The 13,848-nt window shown below is 68.9% G+C and carries 15 protein-coding genes; 13 read left to right on the top strand and 2 right to left on the bottom strand.

Going from position 1 to position 13,848, the window contains the following annotated elements:
* The first annotated feature begins 4 nt into the window (after window positions 1-4).
* Complete coding sequence (locus CBR61_RS08755; RefSeq protein ID WP_088914013.1) at window positions 5-1,105, top strand: CaiB/BaiF CoA transferase family protein; 1,101 nt, start codon at window positions 5-7, stop codon at window positions 1,103-1,105.
* An 8-nt stretch (window positions 1,106-1,113) separates the two neighbouring features.
* Here the strand turns inward: CBR61_RS08755 and CBR61_RS08760 are convergent, their stop codons facing one another.
* Entirely contained in the window at window positions 1,114-1,869 is a 756-nt protein-coding gene (locus tag CBR61_RS08760) for a GntR family transcriptional regulator (RefSeq protein ID WP_233996681.1), read from the bottom strand.
* A 41-nt stretch (window positions 1,870-1,910) separates the two neighbouring features.
* Between CBR61_RS08760 and CBR61_RS08765 the strand changes: the two genes are divergently transcribed.
* The 10 genes from CBR61_RS08765 (at window position 1,911) to CBR61_RS08810 (ending at window position 11,009) form a co-directional block, all read left to right on the top strand.
* Window positions 1,911-3,140: an MmgE/PrpD family protein gene (locus CBR61_RS08765; RefSeq protein ID WP_088914015.1), complete on the top strand. Its 1,230-nt coding sequence runs from the start codon at window positions 1,911-1,913 to the stop codon at window positions 3,138-3,140.
* Entirely contained in the window at window positions 3,137-4,420 is a 1,284-nt protein-coding gene (locus tag CBR61_RS08770; RefSeq protein WP_088915545.1) for an MmgE/PrpD family protein, read from the top strand. The genes CBR61_RS08765 and CBR61_RS08770 overlap by 4 nt, the downstream gene beginning before the upstream one ends.
* Window positions 4,417-5,784 (top strand): phenylacetate--CoA ligase family protein, encoded by a 1,368-nt coding sequence (locus tag CBR61_RS08775; RefSeq protein ID WP_088914016.1) that lies wholly within the window; start codon window positions 4,417-4,419, stop codon window positions 5,782-5,784. Before CBR61_RS08770 ends, CBR61_RS08775 begins: the two co-directional genes overlap by 4 nt.
* A 10-nt stretch (window positions 5,785-5,794) precedes the next feature.
* Window positions 5,795-6,973 (top strand): amidase, encoded by a 1,179-nt coding sequence (locus tag CBR61_RS08780; RefSeq protein ID WP_088914017.1) that lies wholly within the window; start codon window positions 5,795-5,797, stop codon window positions 6,971-6,973.
* A gap of 3 nt (window positions 6,974-6,976) precedes the next feature.
* The gene (locus tag CBR61_RS08785; RefSeq protein ID WP_088914018.1) at window positions 6,977-7,285 is read left to right on the top strand and encodes an REDY-like protein HapK; all 309 of its coding nucleotides are present in this window, start codon (window positions 6,977-6,979) and stop codon (window positions 7,283-7,285) included.
* 1 nt (window position 7,286) lies between these two features.
* A complete protein-coding gene (locus tag CBR61_RS08790; protein ID WP_088914019.1) occupies window positions 7,287-8,090 on the top strand; it encodes an SDR family NAD(P)-dependent oxidoreductase in 804 nt (267 codons plus the stop codon).
* A gap of 93 nt (window positions 8,091-8,183) precedes the next feature.
* A complete protein-coding gene (locus CBR61_RS08795) occupies window positions 8,184-9,053 on the top strand; it encodes a polysaccharide deacetylase family protein (protein ID WP_233996682.1) in 870 nt (289 codons plus the stop codon).
* Complete coding sequence (locus tag CBR61_RS08800; protein ID WP_088914021.1) at window positions 9,050-9,808, top strand: enoyl-CoA hydratase/isomerase family protein; 759 nt, start codon at window positions 9,050-9,052, stop codon at window positions 9,806-9,808. The genes CBR61_RS08795 and CBR61_RS08800 overlap by 4 nt, the downstream gene beginning before the upstream one ends.
* Window positions 9,805-10,707, top strand: a complete 903-nt coding sequence (locus tag CBR61_RS08805) for a VOC family protein (RefSeq protein ID WP_088914022.1) — start codon at window positions 9,805-9,807, stop codon at window positions 10,705-10,707. The genes CBR61_RS08800 and CBR61_RS08805 overlap by 4 nt, the downstream gene beginning before the upstream one ends.
* Window positions 10,707-11,009 carry a YciI family protein gene (locus CBR61_RS08810; RefSeq protein ID WP_088914023.1) on the top strand — a complete coding sequence of 101 codons (303 nt, stop codon included), beginning with the start codon at window positions 10,707-10,709 and terminating at the stop codon, window positions 11,007-11,009. The genes CBR61_RS08805 and CBR61_RS08810 overlap by 1 nt, the downstream gene beginning before the upstream one ends.
* A 7-nt stretch (window positions 11,010-11,016) precedes the next feature.
* Here CBR61_RS08810 and CBR61_RS08815 read toward each other — a convergent pair whose 3' ends face one another.
* Window positions 11,017-12,054 (bottom strand): YybH family protein, encoded by a 1,038-nt coding sequence (locus CBR61_RS08815; RefSeq protein WP_088914024.1) that lies wholly within the window; start codon window positions 12,052-12,054, stop codon window positions 11,017-11,019.
* A 69-nt stretch (window positions 12,055-12,123) separates the two neighbouring features.
* Here CBR61_RS08815 and CBR61_RS08820 point away from each other — a divergent pair, with 69 nt between their 5' ends.
* Window positions 12,124-12,882, top strand: coding sequence for a hypothetical protein (locus CBR61_RS08820; protein ID WP_088914025.1), 759 nt, complete (start codon window positions 12,124-12,126; stop codon window positions 12,880-12,882).
* Window positions 12,883-12,977: 95 nt separating this feature from the next.
* On the top strand, window positions 12,978-13,778 hold the full coding sequence (locus tag CBR61_RS08825; RefSeq protein ID WP_088914026.1) for a mechanosensitive ion channel family protein: 801 nt from the start codon (window positions 12,978-12,980) through the stop codon (window positions 13,776-13,778).
* Window positions 13,779-13,848 lie beyond the last annotated feature (70 nt).

Genomic DNA, 13,848 nt, shown 5'->3' on the forward strand with positions numbered 1-13,848 from the left:
GAGCATGGGCAAGCTCAGCGGCATACGCGTGATTGATCTCTCGCAGTTCCTGCCGGGCCCGATGCTGACCGTGATGATGGCCGACCAGGGTGCGGAGGTGATCAAGATCGAGCCGGCCGCAGGCGATCCGGCGCGCGAGCAGGCGCCCTTCGATACCTATGACGGTGCCACCCATTCGGTGTGGTTCGCCAATCTCAATCGCGGCAAGACAAGCGTCGTGCTCGATCTCAAGAGCGAGGACGGCAAGGCCGCACTGCGGGATCTGGTCGCCGGCGCGGATGTGTTCGTGGAAGGCTTCAGGCCCGGGGTGATGGCGCGGCTCGGCTTCGATTATGCGAGCGTCAAGGCCATCCGCCCCGATATCGTCTATTGCTCGATCTCGGCCTTCGGGCAGGAAGGCTCGCTGTCGCATCACCCCGCGCACGACATGGCGGTGCAGGCCCTGAGCGGGTTCCTTTCGGTCAATGACGGCGCGGACGGGACGCCAGTTGTGCCCGGCGCGCCGAGCGCCGATCTGGCGGCAGGGCTGACGGCCCTCTCCGCGGTGCTGATGGCGCTGGTGGGGCGCGACCGGACGGGGGAGGGCGCCTATATCGATTGCGCGATGTTCGACAGCCTGCTGCCCTGGTGCGCCCATATTGCCGGCAGTGCCATCGCGGGCGGCGAAAGCCCGCGCTCGGCTGCGCAGCGCAGCCTAGGAGGGGCGGCGTTTTATCAGGTCTATCGCACCGCCGATGATCGCCACATCGTGCTGGGCGGGCGGGAGCTGAAATTCGCGCGCAACCTGCTGGTCGCACTGGGCCGCGAGGACCTCTATCCGCTCGCCGATGCCCCGGCCGGCGAGCAGGGCGAACTGATCGCCTACCTGCGCGAAACCTTCGCCACGAAAACCCGGGCCGAGTGGGTGGAATGGTTCGCCGACAAGGATGTCGCCTTCGCCCCGGTGCTCGACTTCCGCGAGGCGCTCGATTCCCCGCACGTCGCCGAGCGCGGCCTGACGGTGGCGGACGCGAGCGGCGGCCATTTCATTGCGCCCGCGATCCGTTTTGCCGGTGAGAACTGGTCGCCGGGCCGTGTCCCGGGGCTGGGAGAAGGGGCTGCGTGATCTCCGCCTCAAGCCTCGACGTCGATGTGCATCGCGTAGGCGAAGCGGTCACCGGGATGGTGGCTGACCGAGATCTCGAAGATCCGTCCCTTGGGATCGAAATAGCACCGCAGGATCCGCAGCACCGGGCTGCCTTCGTCCACCTCGAGCGCGGCAGCGATCGCGGGGTCGGCGGCGATCGCTTGAATGTCCTGCGTGACCTTCCCGATCTGCACGCCGGCGAGTTGTTCAATCTGGCTGAACAGCGTGCCGGCGCCGAGATCGAGAGCCTCGACCGCATCGCCAAGCATCTCGTGGAAATAGGCGTCCGTCGCAGCAATCGGCGGCGCATCCCCGGCATGACGACGGACCCCGCGAAACGCGGTCCATTCGCCGTCGGTCGGATCGGCAAGCTGCACCGCGACCTCGCCGGGAAGCGGGCCGTGACCCTGCCTTTCGTAGACCACTTCGCTGCCCTGGGCATATTGCAGCAGCTCGCCCACGTTGGAGAGCGGCTGGTGCAGCGCGCCGCCACGGGCGGCGGCCGGCTGGACGGTCGTGCCCGAACCGCGCCGTCGCTGGATCAGTCCTTCCGCTTCGAGCCGGCGCAGCGCCTCACGGATGGTGTAACGGCTCACGTCGTACTTGCGGCACAGGACGGTCTCGGTCGGGAACTGCCGACCGCCAGCGAAATCGCCCTTGAGGATCTCCTCGCGCAGTTCGGCTGCAAGTTGCAGATAGCGCGGGATGCGCTGCATCTTCGCTCCGGTGGCGGTACTGGCCAAGCTTTGCTCCGAATCTCTTGCGGCAGGGCGGAGGCGGCGCGATGACCGGACCGCTCCTGACCGGACTTGGCACAAGGTTAGCGCGCCCCGTCACAAAAGGCGAGCGTCAGCGTGCACGTCTGCACCTGCTCGACTGGCTCGCCTGTGTCGCCGGTGCGCGGGGCAGCGAAGCAGGGGCGCTGGGCGCAAGCATCGCGCTCGCCGGCTGGGAGCGCGCGACCTATCTCGGCAACGTGCTGGAAATGGACGATGTCCACCGCACCGCGCTGCTCCATCCCGGTCCGGTGGTGTGGCCGGCAGCGCTGAGCATGGCGAGCGCGCGCTTGGAGGCGCGGCTCGATGCGGCGGTGCGCGGCTACGAGGCGATGATCGCCGTCGGCGCGGCGATGGACGCGCACCACTATGCCCGCTGGCACCCGACCGCGACAATGGGCGGCTTCGGCGCGGCGGCGGCCTTCGGCTCCCTGATCGGCTTCGCTCCGGTTGAATATGCCCACGCGCTCGCCAATGCCGGATCGGTCGCCGGGGGACTTTGGCACATGCGTCACGCGCCGGGCGTGCTGACCAAGCAGTGGCACATCTACCACGCAGTGCGCACGGGACGCGATGCGGCGCTGCATATCCATTACGGCGCGACCGGGCCGCTCGAACTGCTCGAGGGGGCGCAGGGGCTGTTCGCGGCGATGGCGCAAAGCCGGGGTGCGCTGGCGGGGGATGAGACGGGCTGGCTGATCCACGCGGTCAGCTTCAAGCCTTTCGCAGCCTGCCGCCATGCCCACCCCGCCATCGACGCGGCGCTCGAGCTGCGCAGGCAGGGCCGCCTCGTCGCGCCCTACGTGGTCGAAACCTATGCCGACGCGCTGACCTTCTGCAATCGGCCCGATCCTGTCACCGAACTCGACGCGAAATTCTCGCTTCAGCACGCGGTGGCGGTGGTAGCCGACGGGCGAAACGCCGAACCGGAGGACTTCACGCCCGAGGCCATCGCCGCGCTCGCTCCCTTGCGCGCGCAGGTGAGCGTCGCCGAGGACCCTGCGATCACCGCCCGCTACCCCGCGCATTTCGGGGCGAGGGTCAACGGGCTGGAGCTGGTCGACACGCTCGGCGATCCCGAAAGGCCGGTGGGCGAGGAGCACATCATCGCCAAGATGCACAGCCTCGCGCGATGGGGCGGCTTGCCCTCGGACGAAGCGGATCGCGCCGTGCGGCTCGCACTGGAGAACGACGATGCCGCCGCCATAGACGCCATGCTCGAGGCATGGATCCGGTGAGCGCGACCGCCGATCTTCTCGCCTTCGCGGGCGCCGAGCACGCGCTGCCGAAAGCCGTTCGCGCCGATGCGCTGCGCCTGCTTGCCGACACGCTGGCGGTCGGCGCGGCGGGGGCGGGCGCGCCGGGCGCGGATGCGATCCTTGCTGCGGCCCGGACTATGGGAAGCGGCGAGGAGGCCCGGCTGATCGGCACCCCGCAGCGCCTGCCCGCGCCCGCAGCGGCCTTCGTCAACGGCTACCGCATTCACTGCCTCGAATGGGACGCGGTGCACGAGCCTGCCGTGGTTCACGCGCTCAGCACCGTGGTCGCGGCTCTCGGCGCGGCGATCGACCGGCGGGGCGGCTGCGATCCCGAGGCGGCGCTGGCGGCCCTTGCGGTGGGGGTCGATGTCGCCGCGGGCCTCGGCCTGGCTGCCGATACCCCGCTGACTTTCTTCCGCCCCGCTACCGCCGGGGTGATCGGCGCGGCGCTCGCGGTGGCGCGGATCGACCGTGCACCGCTGGACGACACGCTGGGCCTCGCCTTCTCAAGCGCGGCGGGCACGATGCAGGCCCATGTCGAGGGGCTGGCGACGCTTCCCTTCCAGATCGCCAACGCCGCCCGCGCGGCCGTGACCGCCAGCGATCTCGCCCGCGCAGGCTTTCCCGGGCCGCGGGACCCGCTGGAAGGCCAGTTCGGCTATTTCCGCCTGTTCGACGGAGGCGACCTTGCACACTACACCCGCGATATCGGCAAGGTCTGGCGCATCGCCGAAGTGAGCGTGAAGCCCTTCCCGAGCGGTCGGGCCAGCCACGCGCTGATCGGCGCGATCGGGGAGCTTGGCCTCGGGGCGCAGGATGTCGAGGCGCTCGAGATGCATGTCCCGCCGCTGGTGCACCGCCTCATCGGCCGGCCTTTCCGGCCCGACATGACCCCGGCCTATGCCCGCCTGTGCGGCCCGCTGCTGGCGGCGCTGGCCCTGCGCGACGGGCTGATCGACCCGCGTGCCTTCACCCCCGGAACCTTCGCCGACCCGGCCATCGCCGCGCTGGCGGGGCGCATCGCCATTCTTCCCGACGACAACCCCGATCCCAATGCGCTTAGCCCGCAGCGGATGGTGGTGCATGTCGCGGATGGACATATCGACATGGAGATTCCTCACACGCTCGGCAGCCCGGCCAGCCCGCTTTCGCCTGCGCAGGCGGAGGCCAAGCTGCGCCTCGCCCGCCATCTTGCCCCCGCCGATGCCGACCCGCGCATCTTCGCCGACCCTCTCAGCTACTTCACCGGAACGCCATGACCTACCCGACCTATTTCGAAGCGCTCGACCACCGGCAGATCCTCGCCGACTATCCGATCGGCGAGGCCTTCACTGCGCGCTACAGCAGCATGAGCCGCGACGAGCTCTTCGCGATGCAGGATGCGCAGTTCCGGCGGCTGATGGCGCGTGGCTGGCAGGTGCCGTTCTACCAACGGCTGTGGGGCGCGAAGGGGATCGAGCCGGGCGACATCCGCGGCCTTTCGGACATCGGCAAACTCCCGGTCTACGACAAGAGCGACCTCATGGCCTCGATCGCGGACTACCCGCCCTTCGGCGACTTCCACGGCATGGGCGATCCCGCCTCGCGCGCGCCGAGCATCTTCCACACCACCTCGGGCACCACCGGCAAGCCGCAGACGCTGATCTTCGGCCCCAAGGGGCGCGAGGTCGGGAATCTTCTCGTCGGCCGGATGTATCGCTGGATGGGTCTCGAGCCGACCGACGTCGTCCACTCGGTCTACGGGCACGGCATGATCAACGGCGGGCACTATATCCGCGAGGCGGTGACGCACTTCACCAATTCGGTGTTCCTCTCTGCCGGCACGGGGATCGAGACCCGCTCCGTCAACCAAGTGCGGCTGATGGCCGATTTCGGCGTCACCGCGATCGTCGGCTTCGTCGACTACATCAGGAAGCTCGCCGAGACCGCCGAGGCCGAGGGGCTGTTCGACAAGATCAATATCCGCATGATCATCGGCCATCTCGGCACCGAGGACCGCGCCTCGACCGAAGCGGCGTGGCACGGCGCGAAGGCCTATGACTGGTACGGCGTCGGCGATACGGGAAGCATCGCGGGCGAGGGGCCGGAGCGCGACGGAATGTATGTCTGGGAGGACGCGCAGTATCTCGAGCTGCTCGACATCGAGACCGGACGGCCGGTGGCACGGGGGCAGACTGGGGACATGGTCGTCACGTGCCTCTACAAGGACGACATCGCTCCCTGCATCCGCTTCAACACCCACGACATCACCCACGAACTGGACGGGCGCGGCGAGATCGTTTTCAAGCGCATCGCCGGGTTCAAGGGCCGCAGCGACAACATGGTCAAGCTTCGCGGGATCAACGTCTTCCCCCACGCGATCGGGGCCATCATCGAGAACCGGCCCGACCTTACCGGCGAATATGTCTGCCACCTGCGCCGCGACGAGGCCCAGAAGGATCACATGACGGTGACGCTCGAAAGCCGGGGCGGAACCGACCCGTCGGAACTGGCGGACCTGCTGCGCCGGGGCCTCGGCGTCGAGGTCGAGGTCGCGCTGGTCGCTCCCGGCGAGACGGCGGCGGCAACCGAGATCGATACCCGCCAGAAGCCGCTGCGGCTGATCGACAAGCGCGGGGTCTGAGGGCGCATCCATGATCGACTTCGACGCCCTCGACGCGGCCAACGAACCGCTCAACGCCTTCAGCGACTTCGACCGGACGGCGGTGTTCGGCGCGGGGCCGCTGGCGGGGATGACCATCGGGGTCAAGGCCAACATCGCAGTTGCCGGAATGCCGTGGCACGCCGGGCTCGCCGCCTTCGAGACGCGGCTGGCGGAGCGTGACGCCGATACCGTGGCGCTGCTGCGGCAGGCGGGGGCGGCGATCATCGGCGTCCTCAACATGGAGGAAGCCGCACTCGGCGCAAAGACCGACAACCCGCATTTCGGCCCCGTCCACAACCCGCACCGGATCGGCTATTCCCCCGGCGGCTCGTCCGGCGGGAGCGGGGCGGCGGTGGCGGCGGGGCTGTGCGATGCGGCCCTCGGCACCGACACGATGGGCTCGATCCGCATCCCGGCCAGCCATTGCGGGGTCTACGGCTTCAAGCCCGCCACTGCGAGCGTCAGCCAGCAGGGGCTCGAGCCTGCCGACCTGACGCTCGATGCGATCGGGCCGCTGGCGCGCGATCTCGACACGCTGGAACGGGTGGCGCGCGTGATCTCGGGCTTCGGCGACGATCCGCTGGAAGGCACCGGCGCGACGCTGACGGAGCATGGCGTGGAGGTGCATCCGGACGTCGCCCGCGCCTTTGCTGCGGCGCTGGCCGCATTGCCCGAGACGCCGGCGCGCGCGGTGCTCAGTCACCCCCTGTCCCGCATCCGCTTTGCAGGGTTCATCGGCGTCTCCCGGGAGATGGCGGCGCATCTTCGCGGTGTTCCCACTTCGGAACGGCTGGCCCGGCTCCTGATCTACGGCCCGCGCCGCAGCCTTGCCGACTGGGCCGAGGACCGCGCCATCCTGGAGCGGACCGCCGCCGAGGTGCGCTCTGTGGTGGAGGAGCACGGCTTCCTGATCCTGCCGACCGTCCCCAACCCGCCGTTCCCCCACAGCGATCCCGAGCCGCCCGCGCAGGCCGATTTCACCTGTCTCGCCAACATCGCAGGCCTGCCTGCACTCAGCATGCCCGCCGGATGGACCGCCGACGGCCTGCCGACGGGTGTGCAACTGGTGGGCAACGCCGGCGCGGAAAGCGGCTTGTTCGCGCTCGCCCGCCAACTCGACGACAGATTGCGGGCCTATCGCCCGTCCCAGAACCAGCAAGGAGCCTGACCGATGCGCATCATCTGCCTGTTCAACCTGAAGCCCGATGCCAGCATTGCCGAGTACGAGGCATGGGCAAAGACCCGCGACATCCCGACCGTCAACGGCCTCGGCTCGGTCACCAGCTTCACCGTCCACAAGGCCACCGGCGTCTTCGGCGACGATGCCGCCACCCCGGCCTACCAGTATATCGAGATAATCGACATCACCGGCATGGACGCCTTTGTCGCCGACATCTCGACCGCAGACTTCCAGGCCGCCGCCGCACCCTTCCAGGGCTTTGCCGATGCGCCGCAGTTCATCCTGACCGAGGACCTCTGACATGGCAGGCGCATTCGCGGGCAAGACGATCGTCGTCACCGGATCGGGCAAGCACAAGGGGCTGGGGCAGGGCATCCTTCAGGCCTTCGCCGACGAAGGCGCCAATTGCGTCGTGTCCGACCTTGCGATCGATGCCGAGGCCCTCGCTGTCGCCGAGGATCTGCGCGCCCGCGGCGCGGCGGTCGCGACCATCGCCTGCGACGTCTCGAGGGCAGACCAGTGCCGCGCCCTTGTCGATCAGGCGGTGGAGCGTTTCGGCAGCGTCGACATCCTCGTCAACAATGCCGGGATCGGCTTCAAGATGAAGCCGCTGCTCGAGGTCGACACCGCCGACGAGTGGGACCAGGTGATCGCCGTCAACCTCTCTGGCGCGTTCTACTGCACCCAGGCCGCGGCGCGGGCGATGGTGGCGGCCGGCAAGGGCGGGCGGATCATCAACATCGCCAGCCAGGCCGCCAAGACCGGCTTCCCGCATCTGCCGGCCTATGTCTCGTCCAAGCACGGCTTGGTCGGGCTGACGCGGGCGAGCGCCGTGGAACTCGGCAAGCACGGGATCACCGTCAACGCCGTGTGCCCCAATCACGTCACGACCGGCCTTGGCGCGCAGCAGAACGAATATTTCAGCAAGCTGCTCGGCTTTGCGAGTGTCGAGGACTATCTCGCCAACATGGCCGCCAAGAACCCGATGGGCCGCCCGGGCCTGCCCTCCGACACCGCCGCCGCCTGCCTCTGGCTGGCGAGCGATGCCGCTTTCTACGTCACCGGCGAGGCGCTGAATGTCAGCGGCGGGGAGGAGATGCACTAGCCCCGCTTCACCCCCACCGTTCGTGTCGAGCGAAGTCGAGACACACAGGCGCGAACGGTTCTCGGCTTCGCTCGAACCGAACGGAGATTTCATGTGTTGACCGAAGAGAGAATGGACTGGCCGGGCGGGGCGAAGCTGGCGCTCAGCGTGGTCGTCAATGTCGAGGAGGGCAGCGAGATGACCATTGCCCGCGGCGATCGCGGGATGGAGCCGGTCGACGAGCTGGGCGTCTTCGTCAAGTCGAAGATGCGCAACTACTCCAACGAATCCAACTACTTCTATGGCATCAAGGCGGGTGCGCCGCGAATCGTGAAGCTGCTCAGGCGCTACGACATCATGGCGAGCTGGACGGTCGCGGCCATGTCCCTCGAGAACCACCCCGAGATCGCCGCGGCGATCCGCGAGCTTGGCCACGAGCCCGTCAGCCACGGCTGGCGCTGGGTCCACCAGTTCAAGATGGACGAGGACGAGGAGCGCGACTTCATTCGCAAGGCCGTTACCAGCATCGAGGCGACCTGCGGTGTGCGCCCCTACGGCTGGCTCTCGCGCTACCTCCTCACCGACAACACCCGCCGCCTGCTGTCGGAGGAGGGCTTCACCTACCACATGGACGATTACAGCGGAGACGTGCCCTTCTGGGACCGCGACACTGTGCCGGGAAGGCCCATGTGCATCGTTCCCTACCAGCTCGACAGCAACGACATGAAGATGTGGACCGACCCGGCGCTGACCCCGCACCAGTGGCTCGACTATGCCAGGGCGAACTTCGACCAGCTCTACCGCGAGGGCGAGGAGGGTTTCCCCAAGATGATGAGCCTCGGCCTGCACCTGCGCATCATCGGCCGCCCCGGGCGGATCTGGGCGCTGGAGGAATTCTTCCGCCACGTCCGTGCGCACGAGGGCGTGTGGGTGACGACCCGCAAGGCCATCGCCGATCACTTCATGGCGGCCCACCCGGCATGAGCCTGCGTCTGACTCGCGAGGGCGCCGTGGCGCGCCTGCTGATCGACCGCGCCGACAAGCGCAACGCCTTCGACATGGCCATGTGGGAGGCGCTCCCCGCGCTGGTCGCCGAGGCGGCCGCCGATCCGGCGGTGCGGGTGCTCGAGGTGCGCGCCGCCGAAGCGGGCACGGCGTTCTGCGCGGGCGCCGACATCCGCGAACTGCTCGCCAACAAGGACGATGCCGCGTGGCGCGCGGCCAATCAGGCGGCGATCAACCGCGCGCAATGGGAGCTCGCGCGGGCCAACCTGCCGACCATCGCCTTCGTCGAGGGCGACTGCGTGGGCGGGGGCTGCGGGATCGCGATGGCCTGTGACATCCGCGTGGCGACCCCGGCGGCGCGGTTCGGGATCACGCCCGCGAGGCTCGGCCTCGTCTATCCGCTGCACGATGTGAAGCTGCTGGTCGATCTGGTCGGGCCGGGGCAGGCGAAGCGGATGCTCTACACCGGCGAACTGCTTGCGGCCGAAGAGGCACAGCGGATCGGGCTGGTCGAGATCATCGCCGAAAGCAGCGATGAAATCGCTTCCCGGATCGCCGCAGCCTCGGGCAGCAGCGCGCGGGCGATCAAGGGCTTCGTGCGCCGGGTGCTCGACGGACAGGTGGCGGACGATGCGGAGACGCTCGCGACCTTCGCGGCGGCCTTCACCGGGCCGGACTTCGCCGAGGGCACCGCAGCCTTCGTGGAAAAGCGCCAGCCGGATTTCAAGGCATGACCATCCCGCACGGAACCATCCTCGGCGGCCTCTCGACCGTTCCCGACCTTGCACAGGGGATTGCGGCCTATCACGGCGTGCTCGGGCTTGAGCTGGTGGAGCAGGGCAGGTTGCCGGCCGATCTTGCCGCAGGCTGGGGCTGCCCAGCCAACGCAGGCGCGCCTTATGCCGTCCTGCGCCCGGCGAGCGGCGCGCCCTGCTGGTTCCGGCTGGTCGAGCAGCCCGCGCACCCCGCCTTTCGCCCGACCACCACCTTCGGCTGGGCCGCATTCGAGACCACGGTCGAGGACGTATGGCACTGGCCCGGCACCTTGCCGCGCGATCTGTGGGAGATTGTCGGCCCGCCGAAGAAGCTCGAGAACGTCGCGCCCGCCTTCATCCCCATGCAGGCACTGGGGCCGGGGCGCGAGATGATCTATCTCAACCAGGTGCTGGCCGACATGGGGGACACCGATCTGCCGCGGGCAGGGGCGTCGGTCGACCGGATCTTCATCACCGTCCTTGCCGCGCCCGATCGCGAAGCGGCGCTGGCGTGGTATCGCGATGTCCTCGGACTGGAGCGGGGCGCGGACTACACGCTGCCCTATTCGATGATCAACAAGGCCTTCGCCCTGCCGGCCGACACGCAGACGACGATCTCGATGGTCAAGGCGGGGCGAATGCCGATCGTCGAGGTGGACGATTACCCCGCCACTGCCACCGCGCGTGCCCGCCATGAAGCGATGCTTCCGCCGGGCAATGCGCTGGTCACGCTGGCGGTGCGCGATCTCGACGCCTGCAACGCCCGCTGGATCGTGCCGCCAGTGGTGCGCGAAGGGGCGCTCTACGAAGGCCGCCGCAGCGCCACCGTCATTGGCGCGGCGGGCGAGCTGGTCGAGTGCGTCGAGGTCGGCGGGTGATGCTCTTCGCCTTCCGGTGCCGTGACGGCGCGAACGGCGCGGCGCTCCGGGCGGAACTGCTGGGGGCGCATCTCGCCCACGTCGAGGCGCATATCGATCACTATGCTGTCGCCGGGCCGCTGAGGGACGGGGATGTGACTGTCGGATCGCTGCTCGTCATCAAGGCGCGCGACATGGCCGAGGCGCGCGCGCGGTTCGAGGCCGACCCCTATTTTGCCGGCGGGGTGTGGCAGTCGGTCGAGGTCGAGGAGTTCCGGGCTGTCGCCGGGGACTGGGTCGGCGGCGCGGCGTGGAAGCGGTGAGTCCGGCTCAGCGGGCGGCGGTCGCGTCCGGCGCCAGATTGTCGATGTCGCGCCACAGCAGCCACTGGCCGCCCTTCCACTTGTAGACCAGCATCGAACGGCCCGCGACCGAGACGGGCGGCTTGCCGGGGAAGGTGATCGCCATCGCATACCGCGCGGTGACGAAGCCGTGCCCGCCCTCGGCCCGCGCTTCTTCCGGGGCGAAGTCGATCGTCGCGCTGCCGCCAGCATCGCGCACCCGGCGCAGATGGGCGATGATCGCGTCGGCGCCCGTCAGCTTCGGGGTGCCTTGCGTCATCAGCACCGCGTCGTCGGCGTAAAGGCGCCGCAACGCGTCCCAGTCGCCGGCTTCGTAGAGCGCCTTCCAGCGCGCACCCGCGTCGACCAGCCCGGCAGCCGCCGCCTCGCCGCTTGGCGGCGGTGTGTCGGCGGCCGAGCAGCTGCCCTGCATCCAGCGCAGGTTGATCCCCACGAGGCGCGCATCGGGCGAGGCCCAGGCGTAGCTTTCGGCGCGCTCGGGATCGTCCTTGTGCACGTATAGCACCAGCGACGGCTTGTTGCGGCTGCCCTTCGCCCAGGTGACGTTGCGCAAGCGGATCGAGATGTCGGGGGCGACGCCTTGCCCGGGGATGGCGACCCGTCCGCCCTGATCGAAGCTCGCCAGCCCGCCGGCGAAGGTCCAGTCGGGCGTGCCGTCGGGCTTGGCGGCGAACTTGCGCACCGAAACCCAGCAGGTGAAGGGCTGTGCGCGGCGGATCTCGCTGCCCGCGATCTGCCAGCCCGCGCCGCCGGCGCGCGGCGCGAGGCCGGGAACCGTGCCGCGCTGCCATTCGCCCTTGGGCGCGCCGAAGGCGTCGATAGGGCGCCAGCGCCCGTCCTCGCCGACCTCGACGAGAATTGCTTCGGGCCGCGCGCGCCCCTCTTCCTCGGCGAAGTAGGTGTCCTCGGTGTTCGTCCAGATGCCGGCGGGCAGGGTGTCCTGCGCCTGTGCGGCAAGCGGCGCGGCGCCGACGAAAGCGGCGGCGAGTGTGCGAAGGCGGCGCATGGCGCTTGCCTAGAGCAATGCAGCGTGGTTGAAAAGATGTCCGGACAATTGCGGGGCGGGAGACGGGACATGCGCGGTATCATGGCGGCGGCGATTATCGCTCTGGCGGGCCTGTGGACCGGGCCGCTGCATGCCGAGCCGTCCCCGCCCGGGCCGCGCGCGATTGTCGAGCGCGCGGTCGCGGCGCATGGCGGCGCCCTCTGGCTCGATCCGGGGACGCTCGAACTGGCGGGGACGGCGACCTTCTACGACCCGGCGACCGGCGCCGTGCGCTCGCAGGCGGACGACTATCGCATGTGGCGCACCTTCGAGGAGGGCCGCACCGCCGCCCACGAGGCTTCGGGCAAGGTGCGGATCATCGCCAAGGCCGGCGAGAAGGTGATCTTCGAGGTCGGCTATGATGGCCAGACCACCTGGACCGAACGCGGCATCATGCCCCGCGCCGAGGCCGACGCCTACTGGGCGAGCAATTTCGGCTTCGGGATAATCCGTTCCGCGCTGGAGGAGGGCTTTGCCCTGCACAACGCCCCGCCGCGCGACATCGCCGGCCGCCGCACGACCATCGTCCGCATTCTCGACCCCGGGGGCGCGCAGACCCTGTTCGGCTTCGATGCAGAAAGCGGCTTCGTCACCTACATGGCCTTCACCACCCCGCGCGGCTTTCACGAGCGGTTCTATGGCGATTTCGTCCGGCTCGAGAACGGCTGGGTGCAGGCGCGGCGGGTGACGCTGGCCTATGACGGGCTTATCGCCAACAGCGTGTTCTGGCGCGAGACGCGCGTCGGTGCGCCGCTCGATCCGTCCCTGTTCCTGCCGCCCGTACCCTGACGCCATCGCGAGGCGCAAGATTGTGCAGGATTGGGCAATCTTCTGCGCACAAGCGGCTATTCCTGCACATTCTTCGTTCCAGCAGGGGGATCATCATGGAACTTGATTGGGCAACCATTTCCGCCGCGGTGACTGGGGCCGCATTGCAGGTCGCCGCGGGCTTTGCGCTTTACATGATCGGGCGCTGGCTGATCGGCTTCGCGATCGGCATTCTCGGCCGCGTGCTCACAGCGCGCAACTTCGACCCGACGCTGCAACGCTACATCGCCTCGATCCTCGCGGTGGTGCTCAACATCGTTCTGGTGGTGGCGATCCTCGGGTTCTTCGGGATCGAGACGACGAGCTTCGCCGCGCTGCTCGCCGGCGTCGGCCTCGCGGTCGGGGCGGCATGGTCGGGCCTTCTCGGCAACTTCGCGGCTGGGGCCTTCCTGATCATCTTCCGTCCCTACAAGGTCGGCGACTACATCGTCGGCGGCGGGGTCGAGGGCACGGTGACCGAGATCGGCCTGTTCAACACCGTCATCACCAGCCCCGACAACGTCCAGACCATCGTGGGCAATTCCAAGGTCTCCGGCGATGTCGTGAAGAACTTCTCGACCCACGCCTACCGCCGGGTCGACCGCACCGCGCAGCTCGCCTTCGGGGTCGATCCGCTCGATGCCATCGCGCGCCTGAAGCCCGCGCTGGCGGCGATCCCCAATGTCATGGCCGAACCCGCGCCCGATGTCGAAATCCTCGATTTCAACGAGCGCGGTACGGTGCTGGCGGTGCGACCCTATTGCCATACCGACCATTACTGGCAGGTCTATTTCGACACCAACCGGCTGATCGCGCAGACCTTCGGCGAAGCGGGCTACGCCGCGCCCTTCACGGTCGAGCGCAAGACCACCGCCTGAAATTCGCGCCGGGGCTTTCGTGCGGCACCGGCTTGATCGGCGGCGCCATGCCGATAAGGTGGTGTGGGGC

Origin of the sequence: Porphyrobacter sp. CACIAM 03H1, assembly GCF_002215495.1 — a bacterium.
Classification (GTDB): Bacteria; Pseudomonadota; Alphaproteobacteria; order Sphingomonadales; family Sphingomonadaceae; genus Erythrobacter.

What these genes read in the sequence shown, in the direction of transcription:
- CBR61_RS08815 (WP_088914024.1), bottom strand. Translation starts at nt 12,054, where the DNA reads ATGCGCCGCCTTCGCACACTCGCCGCCGCTTTCGTCGGCGCCGCGCCG.
- CBR61_RS08775 (WP_088914016.1), top strand. Translation starts at nt 4,417, where the DNA reads ATGACCTACCCGACCTATTTCGAAGCGCTCGACCACCGGCAGATCCTC.
- CBR61_RS08825 (WP_088914026.1), top strand. Translation starts at nt 12,978, where the DNA reads ATGGAACTTGATTGGGCAACCATTTCCGCCGCGGTGACTGGGGCCGCA.
- CBR61_RS08785 (WP_088914018.1), top strand. Translation starts at nt 6,977, where the DNA reads ATGCGCATCATCTGCCTGTTCAACCTGAAGCCCGATGCCAGCATTGCC.
- CBR61_RS08780 (WP_088914017.1), top strand. Translation starts at nt 5,795, where the DNA reads ATGATCGACTTCGACGCCCTCGACGCGGCCAACGAACCGCTCAACGCC.
- CBR61_RS08800 (WP_088914021.1), top strand. Translation starts at nt 9,050, where the DNA reads ATGAGCCTGCGTCTGACTCGCGAGGGCGCCGTGGCGCGCCTGCTGATC.
- CBR61_RS08790 (WP_088914019.1), top strand. Translation starts at nt 7,287, where the DNA reads ATGGCAGGCGCATTCGCGGGCAAGACGATCGTCGTCACCGGATCGGGC.
- CBR61_RS08765 (WP_088914015.1), top strand. Translation starts at nt 1,911, where the DNA reads ATGACCGGACCGCTCCTGACCGGACTTGGCACAAGGTTAGCGCGCCCC.
- CBR61_RS08820 (WP_088914025.1), top strand. Translation starts at nt 12,124, where the DNA reads ATGCGCGGTATCATGGCGGCGGCGATTATCGCTCTGGCGGGCCTGTGG.
- CBR61_RS08810 (WP_088914023.1), top strand. Translation starts at nt 10,707, where the DNA reads ATGCTCTTCGCCTTCCGGTGCCGTGACGGCGCGAACGGCGCGGCGCTC.
- CBR61_RS08805 (WP_088914022.1), top strand. Translation starts at nt 9,805, where the DNA reads ATGACCATCCCGCACGGAACCATCCTCGGCGGCCTCTCGACCGTTCCC.
- CBR61_RS08755 (WP_088914013.1), top strand. Translation starts at nt 5, where the DNA reads ATGGGCAAGCTCAGCGGCATACGCGTGATTGATCTCTCGCAGTTCCTG.